Below are 14965 nucleotides of genomic sequence, written 5' to 3' on the forward strand. Positions count from 1 at the left end.
GCGGGGGCTCGGCCGCGCTCAGCCGACGGGCGGTGCGGCGAGCTGCGACTGGGTGGAGCAGTGGATGCCGCCGCCGCTCGCGATGTTGTCGATGTCGAGCTGGACCACGGTGCGGTCGGGGTACTTGGCCTGGAGGACCGCGTAGGCGACCCCGTCCGCGTAGCCGTCGCCGAACTGCGGTACGAGGACGGCGCCGTTGAGGACAGGGCGGGCCAGGCCATGAAGGTGAGGGTGTGCAGATCGGTCTCCGCGGGCATCCGCGGCAGCGCCGAATCCGAGCAGGCTGCGGCGGGTGGGAACGGGCGTGTCCAAGAGGACTCCCTTGGGGGCGGGAGGTGTGGGGTGACGCACATCTTGGCTGCAACTAAAAATTCAGTCAATACCCGATACGTAACGGTATCGCGGTTTTCCCTGCCGCACCGGTCTGTCGTGAGCCCGCCACGAGCTTGCCGTGAGTCCGCCGTGAGCCCCGGGCTGGGGTCACCCGCCTGGCCGTACGGGAGTTGGGCCCTGAAACTTTGATCAGGAATTCCTCCGCGCGAGGCCCCGGCCGGGTAGGGTGATCGCTTGTGTCGGATCGTCGAACAGAGATACTCATCGCCGCCACCCGCGTCATCGCGCGGCGTGGTGTGCGCGGGCTGCGCGTGGGCGAACTGGCCGCCGAGGCGGGGGTGTCCACCTCGCTGCTGTACTACCACTTCACCGACCGGGCCGGGCTGCTCCGCAAGACCCTGGAGTTCATCAGCGACCGGGCGGACCGCTACACCGCGGAGGGGGACTCGGCGGGGTACTCGGACGATCCCCGGCGCGATCTCGAACAGGTCCTGCTCCTGGAACTCCAGGACACCCCGGACGTGCGGGAGAACAGCACGGCCTGGGGGGAGTTGAGGGCCAGCGCGGTCTTCGAGCCCGATCTCCGGGAGGAACTGGCACGGGCCACCCACGCCTGGGTGCACGATGTCGCGGACCTGCTCGGCCGCGCCCGCCCCGAGGCCACGGCGCCGGCCCACACGGCCTCCGCCGAACGCCTCACCGTCCTGATCGAGGGCCTCAGCGCCCGCTGGCTGACCGGTTCGATGCCGCTGGAGCACGCGCGACGCTTGCTCCGGGAGGCGATCGAGGTGGAGTTGGAGGCGCTGCCGGCCGTCGTGCGGTGCCGCTGCTGACCGATCCTCCACCTGCCCGAGGTGCGGGGCAGGCCGCCGCCGGCGCCGGTGCACCCCGCCGTCGCGGAGACTCCGCAAAAACCCGTTTGGCGGACGAGGCGACCGCTGCTATGTTTCCGGAGGCCGTGCGAGAGAACGAGGAGGTGGTACCCGTGAACGCAGTATTCACATGGGTGCTCTCCTCCGGGGTCACGGTCGGGCGATAGGTCGTCCGGGAGCGCCGTATCCGAGCCCTCCCGAAAGGCACGACCATGCACTTCACTTCTGAACAGCGCCTCGACGACGGTGTCCTCGAGCGCGAGTTCACCCTCGGCGAGATCCCCGGCATCCTGTGGACGCCCGGAGCCGCATCCGCACCGGCGCCGCTGATCCTGCTCGGCCACCCTCCCCTCGGACTGCGCAGGATGTACCCCCGACTGGTGGCCCGGGCCCGGCACGCCGCGGCGGACGGCTTCGCCACGGCGACCATCGAGCTCCCGGGAAGCGGCGACCGGCCTCGTTGGCCCGCCGTGGAGCAGGCCCGCGCCGACCTGCGCCGGGCGCTGGAGGCCGGCGAGCCGGTCAGCGACGAGATCGTCGACGCCCTCATCCTCCCGCTGGTCGACAAGGCGGTCCCGGAATGGCGGGCCGCCCTGGACGCCCTCCTCGCGCTGCCCGAGATCGGCGGCCCGGTCGCGTACTCGGGGGGAGTGATCTCCATCGGGATCCGGCTGGCGGTGGTCGAGCCGCGCATCTCGGCCGCCGTTCTGTTCGCCGGCAGTTTCGTGCCTCGCTCCATGTTCGAGGAGGCCCGGCAGGTCACCATTCCGCTGCATGTCCTGCTGCAGTGGGACGACGAGGGGAACGACCGGCAGGCGGCCCTGGACCTGTTCGACGCCTTCGGCTCGAAGGAGAAGTCCCTGCACGCCAACATGGGCGGGCACACCGGCGTCCCGCAGTTCGCCGGGGACGCCGCGGCCCAGTTCTTCACCCGACACCTGAGGTGAGGCCGGGCCGTCGGACCGGCGGCAGACGATAGCTGATGCCGACGGCCTGCCACTTGTCGAGGGCAGGCCCCGGCCGTCCACAGCTCTCTGCACCGTGGGCCCCTGCTGAACTCTCGGCAGGGGCCCGTGCTGCCTGAAGTCATCAACGGTTCGATTTCTGTGGAGCTTCGAGGAGACCGCACGCCCCGGCGGGTGTCAGGCGAACCGCGCGTTCACCCGACGGCCGGGATGTCGTGGGTGGCGCAGTGGATGCCGCCACCTCCGGCGGCGATGTTGTCGATCTTGACGGGGACGATCTCGCGGTCGGGGAAGTGCTGCTTGAGGATCTGCTGGGCGCGGACGTCGGCGCGGTCGTCGCCGAACTTCGGGAGGTAGACGCCCTTGGAGCCGACGTAGAAGTTCATGTAGGAGGAGACGAAGGCGTCGCCGCGGCCGGTGATCCTGTCGGGGTCGGGCTGCTGGAGCTCGATGACGTCGAGCTTCCTGCCGCGGGCGTCGACGGCGTCCGTGAAGACGCCGCGGGCCTGGTCGGCGGAGCGGGACCAGACGTCGGCGGGTGAACCGGGGAAGGCCTGGTCGAGCAGGACGACTCCGGGGGCGGCGAAGCGGGTGAGGCAGTCGACGTGGGCGTCGGTGATGTCCTTGCCCCTGACGCCGGCCAGCCAGATCACGGTGGTGACGCCGAGGGCCTTCTTGAGCTCGGCCTCGACCTGGTCGCGGGACATGCCGGGGTTGCGGTTGCCGTTGACGACGGAGCTCTCGGTGACCAGCAGGGTGCCCTGGCCGTCGGTCTCGAAGGAGCCGCCCTCGGCGACCAGCTTCGTCTCGATGCGTTCGACGCCGTACTTGGCCAGGACGGTGCGGGCGATCTTGCCGTCGTTGGCGTGCTGCTGCTTGTCGCCCCAGCCGTTGAAGTTGAAGTCGACGCCCTTGACCTTGCCGCCCTCCTCGACGAACACCGGCAGGGTGTCGCGGGCCCACAGGTCGTCGACGGCGATGGGGACGACCTCGACCGCGGAGCCGCACGCGCTCTGCGCGGCGTCCTTCTGCTCGGGGCGGGCCATCAGGACGACCGGTTCGCGGGCGGCGATGGCCCGCGCCAGGCCGGCGATGTCCCTCCGGACGTCGGGGAGCTGGTCGCCCCAGACGCTCTCCGAGGCGGGCCAGGACATCACGGTGCGGACGTGCTTCTCCCATTCGGCGCCGAAGCGGCGCGCACCGGGAGCCGCCGAGGACCCGGACGGCTGTGGGGCCCCGGATGGCTGCGGGGCCTGCGTGGCGTCCTCGACGGGTTCGTCGAGGTCCGAACAGGCGGTCAGGCCGAGGGCGAGGACGCCCGCGCCGCCGAGGGAGCGCAGGATGGTGCGGCGGGACAGATCAGGGTAGGGCACGGGGATTCTCCGGTCAGGGGTAGCGCCGACGTCGAGCTCGCCGTCAACACTTTCATTGACTGAAAAGTCAGTCAAGCCCGAAGCGGCCCGTCCGCTGATGACGGGCGCCGCCTTCGCCACGCATGCGTCGGCCGCCGCCGACCAGCCATGAGGGCCGAGCGCGGCGCGGCCGGAGAATGGCCGGAAAGTGCTGCAACTGCCTTGCGCAGCAGGATTGTTGGAGGTCCCTGACGCGCCCATGCTGAATTCGCCCGGCCTGCGCCGGGCCGCCGGGTGGGCGGGCGGCTCAGGTACCCCACGCCCCGACGCTCGCGCGCCCCACCCTCACCCCCCACCTCAGGCTTCGCGGGAGAACCCTCATGGGAATGACCTCTGCTCTGCGACGTGCCTCGGTCGTGCTCGCCGGCGGCGTGGCCGCGGTCGGGCTGTTCGCGCCGACCGCCGCGGCCGCGGACACCCCGGTCGTCCTGGCCTGCCAGGCGACCCCGCCGATCGGGTCGGCACAGACCTTCAACCTCAACGCCGGTGTCAACGCCGCCGCGCCCGCCACCGTCACGGCCGGCAGCCAGTTCACCGTCACCCTGGCCCCCGACGCGCTCACCGTGCCCACCACGGTGGGTGGTTACAGCATCCAGTCGATCAGCAACATCGTGCTCACCGTGCCGGTCCCCGCGAACGCCACGCTGACCGGCGAGTCGCTGACCGGCGGCTCCGGCTACTCGGGCAGCGCGAGCGTCGCGGTGAACAACGGCAACGTCGTGCTCACGGTGAACGGGTCGGTCGGCGGCGGCGGCACCTTCACGCTTCCCGCGCTGACCCTGAACCTGGCCGCCGGGGCCTCCGGCAGCGTCATCCGCACCTCGGTGGCCGGTACGAGCTACACGGACCCGGGGCTGACCTTCACGGCGACCGTGCCCGTCTCGTTCTTCACCGTCGACGTGCCCACCGCCTGCTACCCGGCCACCGCACAGGCGCTCAGCACCACGACGGTGAGCTGACCGGGGGCTCGCGCCGAAGGCGACCGAGGGAGAACAGCACCGGGGCCGGCGCACAGTGTGCGTCGGCCCCGGTGTCGGAAGTAGCGGGGACAGGATTTGAACCTGCGACCTCTGGGTTATGAGCCCAGCGAGCTACCGAGCTGCTCCACCCCGCGTCGGTAGTACCGACCGTACGGCACCCGGCGGCGATCACCTAATCGGCCACCGGGCGGCCGGGTGCGCGGCTCCAACGGCGGCCCCGAGGTGATGCGCGTTCAGCGGAAGCCGACAGCCGCAGCGCGACGGAACCGGGGGCGCCGGCCGTTGCGCCCGGTGTCGTCGTCCGAGCCCGCCCGCTTCCTACGGGTGGTGGCTGCTTCCGGTCCAGGAGGAGGCTGCGCCCTGTTCCTCCTGCGGCGTGTACGGCTGGGGATAGGGCTGAGGGTAGGGGGAGGGGTGGTCGTCCGGCTGCGGCGGCGTGGGCCACTGCGACCAGGGCTGGGACTGCGGCGACTGCGGCGCCTCTGCGCGGGGGTGCCCGGGGGCCGTGCGGGCCGTGGTACGGCCTGGACGCAGGGGCCACCACAGGCTGCGGCCGAGGAGCGCGGCCAGGGCGGGCACCAGGACGACGGACAGCAGGAACGCGGAGAGCAGGATGCCGAGCGCGGTCGCGAAGCCGATCTGCTGGGTCGAGGGCTGCGGGGTCACGGCGAGGCCGGCGAAGGAGCCGGCCAGGACCAGGCCCGCCGTCGCGATGGCCGGGGCGGTGTGCCGGAGGGCGCGCGCGACCGCGGCCCGGGGCGGGCCGGGGTGTTCCATCTCCTCCCGGATCCGGTCACTGATCAGGATGTTGTAGTCGGTGCCGAGCGCGACCACGAACAGGAACAGGACCAGCGGCAGCGTGAAGTTGACGCCCGGCTTGCCCATCGCGTGCTGGAACAGCAGGGCGGCCGCGCCGAGGGTGGCCGCGAAGCCGAGGCCGACGGAGAGCATCAGGACGACCGGTGCGAGCAGGCTGCGCAGCAGCAGGAGGAGGATGACCCCGATCAGTGCCGCCGCGACCGGGAAGACCAGCCGCAGGTCGCGGCCGACGGCGGTGGAGACGTCGGCGAAGACGGCCGGGGTGCCGCCGACGTGCGCGTTCAGGTCGGCGGGTGTGCCCTGGGCGACGGCCGCGCGGATCGGGCCGGCGACCAGGTCGCGGGCCTGCTGGGACTGCGGGTCCTCGGTGAGGAAGAGGTCGATCCGCGCGGCCTGCCGGCTCTCGCTCAGGACCGGCTCTGCCACCTGGCCGACGCCGGTGACCCGGGTGAGGCGCTGGGCCAGGCCGTTCAGCGCGCCGGGGGTGAGGGGGCCGGCGTTCTTGGTCTCGACGTAGACGCTGGTCGGGTCCGCCACACCGGCGGGCAGGGCACGGGAGATTTCGAGGGCGGTGGTCCGGGACGCGGTGCGCGGGCCGCCGCCCAGGCTGTAGTCCATCCTGATCCCGGCGAGCCCGCCGGCCAGGGCGCCCAGGAGGGCGAGCGAGGCGAGGACCATGACCACGGGCCGGCGGGCCACCAGGTCGGCGAAGCGGGCGGTGGCGCCGTCGCGGGGCACGGTCTTGAGGGCGCGTGAGGGCCAGAACAGTGCGCGTCCGCAGGCCGCGAGTACGGCGGGCATCAGGGTGAGGCTGGCCAGCAGCATGACCAGGACCGAGACCGCGACGGCCGGGCCGAGCACCCGGAACTGCCCGAAGCTGGCGACCCCGAGGGTGGCGAAGGCGGCGACGATGGTCAGCGCGGCCGAGGTGATCGCGGTGCCGACCTTGTGGCCGACCTCGGCGGCGGTGGCGCGGTGGTGGCGTTCGGGGTGGGCCCGCAGCTGCTCGCGGAAGCGGAACATCAGGAACAGGAAGTAGTCGATGCCGATGCCCAGCAGCACCACGCCGATCAGGCTCGGTACGGACGGGTCGAGCTTGATGCCGGTGAGCAGGGCGGTGCCCACGACGGCGCCGGCGGCCACGCCGCTGACGAGGGCCACCGCGATCAGCGGCAGCAGCGCGGCCAGGGCGCTGCGGAACACGAGGATGTGGAGCAGGATGATCAGGCCGACGGCGCAGGCGGTCGCGACGGTCGCGAGGGTCTTGCCGTCGTCGGCGGAGTCGACCTGGTCGGCGAGGGCGCCGGTGAAGCCGGTCCGCAGTCCCTGGGCGGCGAACTCCGCCCGGGTGCCGTCCCGGAACGCCCGGTAGGTGTTCTCCAGGCCCGGGTCGGCGGGGTTTCCGGTGAGGTTGGCGGAGAGCAGCTCGAAGGTCCCGTCCGGCGCGGTCATGGCCGGGTCGACCTGGGGGACCTGCGAGTAGTCCCGCTGAAGGGGCGCGGCGTCCTTGGGCTTGGGCATGGTGACCTTGAGGCGGCTCAGCCGCTTCGCCCCGTCGTCGATCTGCTGCCGGTCCGCGGCGGTCAGCGCCCGGCCGTCGGCCCGCGCGACCAGGACGGTCACCGGGTTGGCGTCGGGCTTCGTCCCGAAGCGGTCCTGGGCGATCTTCATGGCGGCGGCCGAGTCGTAGCTCTTCGGCAGGAAGTCGGCCGTCTGCGTCTGGGTCACCCGGTAGATCAACGTCTGGCTCAGGATGGTCAGGAGTACTCCCAGGACCGCCCATACGGCGATCACCTTCCACGGATTCCTGGTGGAGAATCCGGTCAGGGCGCGGATCACGATGTCCTCCGGCTGTGGTGCTGTCGCCGGGGATTTCCGGCACGTCTCCAGACCATCACGGCGTACCGGGCGTTCTCGTCCGAGCGCGGGAGGAGAACGGCATCAGGACCTGAGCCCGCCACCAGGCCCGGACCAGGACCAGGGGCCTGGTCCGGGATCGGTCCCGGGTGCCGGCCCGGGGCTGGGGGCCACAGGGAGAATAGACCGCGGGCTCCCCCCCCCCCCCCCCCCCGAGGGCTCCGCGGGAACGGCTCACGGCTCACGGCTCACGGCTCGCGGCTCACGGACGACGGCACACGGCCGACCGGCCACGGAAAGGACCACCACCAGCATGTCGACGCACCACCGGCCGCTGCCGCAGCCGCAGCCGCCGAGAGCCGACGGTCTGCCCTGGACGGCCAGTGACGCACTGGTGGCCGTCGGGGCTGCCGCCCTGGACCTCCTCGGCTACTCGATCGGCGGCCCGGACGGAAGCCAGCCGATCGCCCTGACGGCGCTGGTCCTGCTCGTACTGGCGGCCATGCCGCTGCTCACCAGGCGCCGCTACCCGCTGGCGTCGCTGACGGCTGTGCTGGCCCTCGGCCTGGCCCTGAACCTGAGCGGGCCGGTGCCGCAACACTTCAACTGCACGCTCTGCATCGCGCTGTTCGCGGTCGCCCGCTCGCGCGGCCTCGTGGTGGCGGTGACGACCGCCCTCGTGGCGGCCGTCGTACCGCTGCTGGGCCGGGGGCATCCGCTGCCGCCTCCGCTCTCGCAAGTGGCGTCCAACGTGGTCGCCGTGGCGCTGGTCATCGCCGCGGTCGAGGCGCTGAAACGCTGGCAGCACGCGGTGGAGGCCAGGCGCAGGCTGCTGGCCGACCGCGCGGTGGCGCAGGAACGGCGCCGCATCGCACGGGAGTTGCACGACATCGTCGCCCACCACATCACCACCATGCAGCTGATGGCCGGCGGTGCCAGAGCGAACCTCGGGGGTGACGCCGAGGTGGTGCGCGACGCCCTGGTCACGCTGGAGGGCTCCGGGCGGATGGCGCTGCGCGAGATGCGCCAACTGCTCGACGTGCTCCGGGCCGGCGACGAGCCGGAGGAGTCGCCGGCCGAGCCGCAGCCCGGTGTCGGACACCTCGGACGGCTCGTCGAGGAGTCCCGCAGGGCCGGTCTTCCCACTGAGTTCGCCGTCCTGGGGGAGGAGCGCCCGCTGCCGCCGAGCACCGGCCTGGCGGTGTTCCGGATCGTCCAGGAGTCCCTCACCAACACCCGCAAGCACGCCGGCCGGGCCCAGGCGCGGGTCCGGCTGACGTACCACCCGGACCGGATCACCGTCGAGGTGTCCGACAACGGCACCGCCGCGCCGGCCGACACCCTGGTGGGCGCCCTGGCGGGAGCGGGCGGTGCGGCCGGACCGAGGGCGGGCCGCACCGGATACGGTCTGATCGGCATGCGCGAACGCGTCGCGCTGCAGGGCGGCAGCATGGTGGCCGGCGCCGTGGACGGTGGTGGCTTCCGGGTGGCGGCCAGCCTGCCGGTGGCGCCGGCCGACGGAGAGGAACGGCTCGGATGACGGGAACCCCGGAGCGGATCAGGGTGCTGATCGCCGACGACCAGCCGCTGGTACGGCGGGGCCTGGCCCTGATCCTGGCACCCGACCCGGCCTTCGAGGTGGTGGCCGAGGCGGACGACGGCCAGCAGGCGGTCGACCTCGCGCACCGGCACCGGCCCCACGTCGTGGTGATGGACATCCGGATGCCGGTTCTCGACGGCGTCCAGGCGACCGAGCGGCTCACGCGGGAACTGCCGGCCTGCCGGGTCCTGGCGCTGAGCACCTTCGACATGGACGAGTACGTGGTCGCCGCCCTGCGCGCCGGCGCCTCCGGGTTCCTGCCCAAGGACGTCTCCCCGGAGGAGCTCTCGGCGGCCGTGCGCACCGTGCACACCGGGGAGGCGGCGGTGGCGCCGCGCCTGCTCACCCGGCTGATCTCCACGTACGTCACCGCGCCCCGCCTGCCACCGGCACCGGTGCCGTTGCCGGTGTCCAGTCTGGGCGAACTGACGCCCCGCGAGATCGAGGTGTGGCACCTGCTGGCCACCGGCCTGGACAACGCCGAGATCGCGTCGGCGATGGGCATCAGCGTCTCCACGGTCAAGAACTACATCACCAGCATCTTCGCCAAGCTGAGTGTCCGCGACCGTGCCCAGGCGGTGATCGCGGCCTACGAGTCCGGCCTGGTCGAGGCCCGGCCCGCGAACCCGGCGGGCTGAGGCGGGCTGAGCCTGCCCGAGTCGGACTGATCCCGGCAGCGGTACTCCACAGACGGCCTCGCGGTCCCCGCCCACGGGAGCCGCGAGGCCGTCTGTCCGGTGTCCGCCCCCCCGCGCAGGCAGGGGGCGCCCCGAGGGGTGGCGCGGTCAGCGGCAGAGGGCCGCGTCCAGGGCGTCCGCCATGTGCTGCGCGCCGGCCTCGCCCGGGATGGCGGTGACGGTGATGGCGGCGGCGCGGCCGTCGTCGGTGACCCCGTTGCGGGAGCGGTAGCCCGCGGTGGTCCCGCCGTGGCCCCAGGAGAGGCCGCCGCAGGAGAGCGGCTTGCTCTGCAGGCCCAGCCCGTAGCGGACCCCCGGGCCCAGGAGCTCGGCGGGGACGGTGGTGCGCATCTCGGCGAGCTGCGCCGCGGGCAGGAGTCGGCCGCCGAGGAGCGCGGCGTAGAAGGAGTTGAGGTCGGTGTTGGTGGAGACGATCGCCCCCGCCGCCCAGGCCGCCGAGGAGTCCATCTCGGTGTAGTCGATCGTCCGCGCGTCCGGCGAGCTGCGGTAGTAGCCGTGAGGGTGGGCCTCGTGGATGCCGGTGTCCCCGGGGGTGGGGAAGTAGGTGTGGCGCAGGCCGATGCGGTCGATGACGCGCTTGGTGATCTCCTCGCCGACGGGCCGTCCGGTGACCTTCTGGACGAGGAGTCCGGCGACGATGTAGTTGGTGTTGCTGTACTCCCAGCTGGTACCCGCGGGGAAGCGGGCCTGTTGGGCGAGGGCCGCGTCGAGGAGGTCGCGGGGCTCGAAGTAGCGGTACTGGATCGTGGTGAAGTCCGGGAGTGCGGGGGTTTCCATGTAGTCGGGCAGGCCGCTGGTGTGCTGGAGCAGCTGGCGGACGGTGATGCGGCGTCCGTCGATGCCGTCGCCGCGCAGCAGGCCGGGCAGGTAGGTGTCGACGGGCGCGTCGAGGCCGACCTTCCCTTCGGCGACGAGCTGGAGGACGACGACGGCGGTGAAGGTCTTGGTGTTGCTGCCGGCGCGTATCTGCCCGTCGACGGGGACCTTGGCGCCGGTGGCGAGGTCGCCGACGCCCGCGGTGTAGGTGCGGGTGCGGCCGTCGCGGCCCTTGACCGAGGCCAGTGCGGCGGGCAGGCCGTCGTCCTTGACCAGCGCGTTCAGGCTCGACTGGACGTTGTCCGGCTTGCCGCCCGCGAACGCCGCGGTCGGTGCCAGCACTCCGGCCGCCACGACGCCGGCGGCCACGGCTGCCGCCACCATGTGCCGACCGCGGCGGCTCCGGTGGGACTGGGGGGAGCGGCTGTGCGGGACGTGCTCGTTCACGGAAGAACTCCTCTACGGGAAAGGGGAATTGGCGGGATGTGCAGGTGCGCGGGTACGCGAGCGCGCGGGTTCCGCGCGCGCCGAGGCGCGCAGAACCCGCGGGTCGTACTGGTGCGGAAGCTCAGGCCGGATCGGGGAGGGTCAGCGGCACAGGGCCGCGTCCACCGCGGCCTCAACGTGCTGTCCGGCCGCACCACTTGGGATCATGGTCACCGCGATGCTGGTGGCGCGGCCGTCATCGGTGGCGCCCCCGGCGGTCTCGTAGCCCGGAATGGTCCCGCCGTGGCCCCAGTAGAGGCCGCCGCACGACAGCGGCCGGCTCACCAGGCCCAACCCGTAGCGGGCGCCGGGGCCCACCTCGTCGGCGGGGACGGTGGTGCGCATCTGGGCGAGCTGCGCCGTGGGCAGGAGCCGGCCGCCGAGGAGCGCGGTGTAGAAGCGGGTGATGTCGCTGTTGGTGGAGACGACGGCGCCTGCCGCCCAGCCCCAGGAGGGGTCCAGTTCGGTGTAGTCGCGGAGCGAGCCGTCGGCGTCCCGGTTGTAGCCCTTGGGGTGGGCCTCGCGGATGCCCGTGTCCCCGGGGGTGGGGAAGTAGGTGTGGCGCAGGCCGATGCGGTCGACGATGCGCCGGTTGACCTCCTCGCCGAGCGGCCGCCCGGTGACCTTCTGGATGATCAGGCCGGCCAGCAGGTAGTTGGTGTTGCTGTACTCCCAGCTGGTGCCCGGGGCGAAGTGGGCCTTCTGGGCCAGGGCCGCGTCGAGGAGTTCGCGCGGTTCGTAGTAGCGCGTCGGACCGGTGAGGATCGAGTCCTTGTCCACGTACTCGGGCAGGCCGCTGGTGTGCTGGAGCAGTTGGCGGACGGTGATGTTGCGTCCGTCGATGCCGTCGCCGCGCAGCAGGCCGGGCAGGTAGGTCTCGACGGGGGAGTCCAGGCCGACCTTTCCCTCGGCGACGAGCTGGAGCACGACGACGGCGGTGAAGGTCTTGGTGTTGCTGCCGATCCGCACCTGCCCGTCCGTGGGCACCTTGGCTCCGGTGGCGACGTCGCCGACACCGGCGGTGTAGGTGCGGGTGCGGCCGTCGCGGCCCTTGACGGCGGCCAGCGCGGCGGGCAGGCCGTCGTCCTTCACCAGCGCGTTCAGGCTCGACTGGACGGTGTCCGGCTTGCCGCCCGCGAACGCCGCGGTCGGTGCCAGCGCTCCGACCGTCATCACGCCGGCGGCCACGGCGGTCACGACCGCCACCGCCCGGTGCCGGCCGCCCCGGCGCGAGCGCGGGAGGCGACTGTGCGGTGCATGCTCGTTCACGAAGAACCCCTCTGAGGAATGGCGCCGGTGATTCCCGGCCTTGATCAAGAGGACCATTCAGGGGCAGGCGAGTTCGTCCGTACCCAGGACGAGACCGCACCCGGGAGCCGGCTCCGGGAGCCGGCCCCAACCAGGACCGTGCTCCCGGCAGTGCTCTTGCCGGCCTTCCGGTGGAGAGGCGCTTCGAACCGTGGGGTGTGTTGTACTGCTGCGGTGAGCGCTGAATATGGGCTTGGCCAGGTCATCGCCAGTCGTGAGCTGGCCTTTACCGCTCCGGACGGGACGCAGAGGCCGGTGCTGCTGGAGGTCGGGCTGCCCTGCCGCGACCCGGAGGGGCCGGACTGGTACTGCCCGTACCGGATCACCGGACACCCGGGCGTCGTCGACCGCGTGACGGCGATCTTCGGCGTGGACTCGTTGCAGGCCCTGCAACTCGCGCTGACCCGCTTTCCCAGCGAGTCGAACGACGCCGCCGGGCTGACCTTCCTGGGCGGGACGGACTTGATGCTGGGGGGCGAGGGTTCCTGAGGGCACACACCGGGCAGGTGCCGGTCCGGCACCTGCCCGGCACCTGCCCGGTGTGCTGTTTCAGTCGCGCTTGGCGATGGTGAGGAGCACGGCCCGGTCGTCGGTGTGCTGCACCAGCCTCGTCTTCAGGAGTGCCGGCGGCGGCAGTCAGCGGCCGCGCTGCTGGTCGCGGCCGATCCGCGATCAGCCCGCCGCGTCGGAAGGGTCTCAAGACACCGGGGTGTGCAGCAGGCCGCGGTCCGGCTCCAGGGCTGTCCCCAGGTAGGTGGCGTCCGGCTGGTAGCGGCGGCGCAGGTCCACCACGGTGCGTAGCGCGTCCCGGTCCACCGCGCCGTCTGCCACCAGGCCCTCGCGCGGGTCTTCGAGCCGCTGCACGTAGCGTGCCGCCACCCATCGGGCGCGCGACGTTGTGGAGATGCGCCCCGCAGGCATGGCGGGTTGACTGGCCTGAGGGGGTCATCGTCGCGCAGGCCCGGGCCGGACGTGAGCGGGCCGAGAGAGGGACCCCAGATGACACAGCCGTTGAAGGGCAAGGTCGCGCTGGTCACCGGCTCGTCGAAGGGACTCGGCAGGGCCGTTGCGCTACGTTTCGCGGAGCGCGGAGCGGATGTCGTGTTCAACTACTCACGGGACAAGGCACCGGCCGACGATGCGGTGGCGAAGGCCACCGCATCGGGCGTTCGCGCGATCGCCGTGCAGGCGGACGTGTCGGACGTCGCCGAGATCGAGAAGCTGTTCAGGGCCGGCCTGGACGCCTTCGGAAAGCTCGACATCGTCGTCGCCAACGCGGGTGTCGAGAAGGTCAACATCCCGGTCACCGACGTCACCGAGGACGACTACGACCTGCTGTTCCGGGTCAACACCAAGGGCCCGTTCTTCGTGATCCAGGCTGCCGCCCGGCACGTCGCGGACGGGGGCCGGATCATCAACATGGCCTCCAGCTCCACCGCGCGCCCCCAGCCCGGTCTCGGCCTCTACGGCACCAGCAAGTCCGCCCCGAAGTACCTGGTGAAGGTCCTCGCCCAGGAGATCGGCCACCGGGGCGTGACGGTCAACTCCCTGCTACCCGGCCCGATCGACGGAGCCGGCATCTTCACCGGCGTCAGCAACGACGACCCCTACAAGAAGGCGCTGCTGGACACGATTCCGATCGGCCGCCTCGCCACCCCCGAGGACGTCGCCGACGTCGCCGAATTCCTGGCCAGCGACAGGTCGTTCTTCATCACCGGCGAGGAGGTCCTGATGAACGGCGGCTCCAGCAACTGACCCCGCCGGGCCCGAACAGGACGAGGCACACGAGGAGTCACCAGGATGAGCACGTCAACGATGAAAGCCGTGCAGGTCGTCGAGGTCGGCGAACCCTTCGTGGTCGGCGAACTGCCGGTCCCCGAGCCGGGGCCGGACCAGGTCCGGGTGCGGGTACGCGCCTGCGGGGTGTGCGGCGGCGAGAACATCGTCCGCTACGGCCTGCTCGGCGTGCGCCTGCCCCGGGTGCCCGGCCACGAGATCGCCGGCGAGGTCGACGCGGTGGGCCCCGGCGTCATCACCTGGAAGCCCGGCGACCGGGTTGGCATCGGCTGGCACGGCGGCAGCTGCCACGTCTGCGACCCCTGCCGCCGGGGCGACTTCACCAACTGCGCGGAGGGCAGGATCGTCGGCGTCTCCTACGACGGCGGCTACGCCGAGTACGTCGTCGCACCCCAGGACGCCCTGGCCCGCATCCCCGACCAGCTCTCGTACGAGGAGGCCGGTCCACTGATGTGCGCGGGCATCACCACCTTCAACGCGCTGCGCCACTGCGCCGCCGGCCCCGGTGACACCGTCGCCGTCCAGGGCATCGGCGGACTCGGCCACCTCGCCGTGCAGTTCGCCGACAAGATGGGCTTCCGCACGGTGGCGATCAACCGTGGCCGTGCCAAGGAGGACGTCTCCCGCCGGCTCGGCGCCGACGAGTACATCGCCAGCGACGAGGGCAGCGCGGGCGAGGCGCTGGCCAAACTCGGCGGGGCGGTCGCCGTCATCTCCACCGCAGGCCACAGCCCCTCCCAGGCCGATCTGCTCCAGGGGCTCGCGCCGAACGGCCGCTTGGTCGTGATCGCCACCGGTCAGGACCCGATCCAGGTCGACCCCGAACTCCTGGTGTTCGGCCGCCGGGCGCTGGCCGGCTGGTACAGCGGCCACGCCAAGGACAGCGAGGAGGCGATGGCCTTCGCCGCCCTCAAGGGCATCCGCCCCATGGTGGAGACCCACCCCCTCGACGACGCCGAGAACACCTTCCAGAACATGGGCAAGGCCAGGTACCGCGCCGTCCTCCTCCCGTAGGACAGGAA

General features: G+C 72.2%; 14 protein-coding genes and 1 tRNA gene. 8 read left to right on the forward strand and 7 right to left on the reverse strand.

The annotated features are described in order from the left end of the window. Nucleotides 1–18: 18 nt before the first annotated feature. Nucleotides 19–312, reverse strand: coding sequence for an agmatine deiminase family protein (locus AC07BF_RS05600; protein ID WP_478333004.1), 294 nt, complete (start codon nt 310–312; stop codon nt 19–21). A gap of 257 nt (nt 313–569) precedes the next feature. On the opposite strand from AC07BF_RS05600, the gene AC07BF_RS05605 reads away from it, so the two are divergent. Both AC07BF_RS05605 and AC07BF_RS05610 read left to right on the forward strand, forming a co-directional pair. After that, entirely contained in the window at nt 570–1166 is a 597-nt protein-coding gene (locus AC07BF_RS05605) for a TetR/AcrR family transcriptional regulator (RefSeq protein WP_063352386.1), read from the forward strand. A 251-nt stretch (nt 1167–1417) separates the two neighbouring features. After that, the gene (locus AC07BF_RS05610; protein WP_363585519.1) at nt 1418–2152 is read left to right on the forward strand and encodes a dienelactone hydrolase family protein; all 735 of its coding nucleotides are present in this window, start codon (nt 1418–1420) and stop codon (nt 2150–2152) included. A 212-nt stretch (nt 2153–2364) separates the two neighbouring features. On the opposite strand, the gene AC07BF_RS05615 is transcribed toward AC07BF_RS05610, so the two are convergent. Next, entirely contained in the window at nt 2365–3543 is a 1179-nt protein-coding gene (locus AC07BF_RS05615) for an agmatine deiminase family protein (protein ID WP_363627779.1), read from the reverse strand. 365 nt (nt 3544–3908) lie between these two features. Between AC07BF_RS05615 and AC07BF_RS05620 the strand changes: the two genes are divergently transcribed. Then, complete coding sequence (locus AC07BF_RS05620) at nt 3909–4541, forward strand: cyclase (RefSeq protein WP_400985585.1); 633 nt, start codon at nt 3909–3911, stop codon at nt 4539–4541. An 81-nt stretch (nt 4542–4622) separates the two neighbouring features. Here AC07BF_RS05620 and AC07BF_RS05625 read toward each other — a convergent pair. Both AC07BF_RS05625 and AC07BF_RS05630 read right to left on the reverse strand, forming a co-directional pair. Beyond that, nucleotides 4623–4696 (reverse strand) — tRNA-Met (locus AC07BF_RS05625). Between the two features lie 184 nt (nt 4697–4880). Next, entirely contained in the window at nt 4881–7220 is a 2340-nt protein-coding gene (locus tag AC07BF_RS05630) for an MMPL family transporter (protein ID WP_478333005.1), read from the reverse strand. Between the two features lie 331 nt (nt 7221–7551). Between AC07BF_RS05630 and AC07BF_RS05635 the strand changes: the two genes are divergently transcribed. Further along, nucleotides 7552–8778 (forward strand): sensor histidine kinase, encoded by a 1227-nt coding sequence (locus tag AC07BF_RS05635; RefSeq protein WP_478333006.1) that lies wholly within the window; start codon nt 7552–7554, stop codon nt 8776–8778. Beyond that, nucleotides 8775–9476: a response regulator transcription factor gene (locus AC07BF_RS05640; protein ID WP_363627782.1), complete on the forward strand. Its 702-nt coding sequence runs from the start codon at nt 8775–8777 to the stop codon at nt 9474–9476. Before AC07BF_RS05635 ends, AC07BF_RS05640 begins: the two co-directional genes overlap by 4 nt. 147 nt (nt 9477–9623) lie before the next feature. Here the strand turns inward: AC07BF_RS05640 and AC07BF_RS05645 are convergent, their stop codons facing one another. Both AC07BF_RS05645 and AC07BF_RS05650 read right to left on the reverse strand, forming a co-directional pair. After that, nucleotides 9624–10799: a serine hydrolase domain-containing protein gene (locus AC07BF_RS05645; RefSeq protein ID WP_400806957.1), complete on the reverse strand. Its 1176-nt coding sequence runs from the start codon at nt 10797–10799 to the stop codon at nt 9624–9626. A gap of 141 nt (nt 10800–10940) precedes the next feature. Further along, the gene (locus tag AC07BF_RS05650) at nt 10941–12107 is read right to left on the reverse strand and encodes a serine hydrolase domain-containing protein (protein WP_478333007.1); all 1167 of its coding nucleotides are present in this window, start codon (nt 12105–12107) and stop codon (nt 10941–10943) included. A gap of 213 nt (nt 12108–12320) precedes the next feature. Here AC07BF_RS05650 and AC07BF_RS05655 point away from each other — a divergent pair, with 213 nt between their 5' ends. Further along, nucleotides 12321–12635 (forward strand): DUF6968 family protein, encoded by a 315-nt coding sequence (locus AC07BF_RS05655; RefSeq protein ID WP_478333008.1) that lies wholly within the window; start codon nt 12321–12323, stop codon nt 12633–12635. Nucleotides 12636–12842: 207 nt separating this feature from the next. On the opposite strand, the gene AC07BF_RS05660 is transcribed toward AC07BF_RS05655, so the two are convergent. Continuing rightward, on the reverse strand, nt 12843–13025 hold the full coding sequence (locus AC07BF_RS05660; protein WP_478333009.1) for a hypothetical protein: 183 nt from the start codon (nt 13023–13025) through the stop codon (nt 12843–12845). 120 nt (nt 13026–13145) lie between these two features. Between AC07BF_RS05660 and AC07BF_RS05665 the strand changes: the two genes are divergently transcribed. Together AC07BF_RS05665 and AC07BF_RS05670 are read left to right on the forward strand one after the other, a co-directional pair. After that, nucleotides 13146–13901, forward strand: a complete 756-nt coding sequence (locus tag AC07BF_RS05665) for an SDR family NAD(P)-dependent oxidoreductase (RefSeq protein ID WP_363585525.1) — start codon at nt 13146–13148, stop codon at nt 13899–13901. A 45-nt stretch (nt 13902–13946) separates the two neighbouring features. Then, on the forward strand, nt 13947–14957 hold the full coding sequence (locus AC07BF_RS05670; protein ID WP_363585526.1) for an alcohol dehydrogenase catalytic domain-containing protein: 1011 nt from the start codon (nt 13947–13949) through the stop codon (nt 14955–14957). Nucleotides 14958–14965: the final 8 nt, after the last annotated feature.

The organism is Kitasatospora sp. NPDC043950 (assembly GCF_056435345.1).

What these genes read in the sequence shown, in the direction of transcription:
- AC07BF_RS05610 (WP_363585519.1), top strand. Translation starts at nt 1,418, where the DNA reads ATGCACTTCACTTCTGAACAGCGCCTCGACGACGGTGTCCTCGAGCGC.
- AC07BF_RS05620 (WP_400985585.1), top strand. Translation starts at nt 3,909, where the DNA reads ATGACCTCTGCTCTGCGACGTGCCTCGGTCGTGCTCGCCGGCGGCGTG.
- AC07BF_RS05635 (WP_478333006.1), top strand. Translation starts at nt 7,552, where the DNA reads ATGTCGACGCACCACCGGCCGCTGCCGCAGCCGCAGCCGCCGAGAGCC.
- AC07BF_RS05640 (WP_363627782.1), top strand. Translation starts at nt 8,775, where the DNA reads ATGACGGGAACCCCGGAGCGGATCAGGGTGCTGATCGCCGACGACCAG.
- AC07BF_RS05665 (WP_363585525.1), top strand. Translation starts at nt 13,146, where the DNA reads ATGACACAGCCGTTGAAGGGCAAGGTCGCGCTGGTCACCGGCTCGTCG.
- AC07BF_RS05670 (WP_363585526.1), top strand. Translation starts at nt 13,947, where the DNA reads ATGAGCACGTCAACGATGAAAGCCGTGCAGGTCGTCGAGGTCGGCGAA.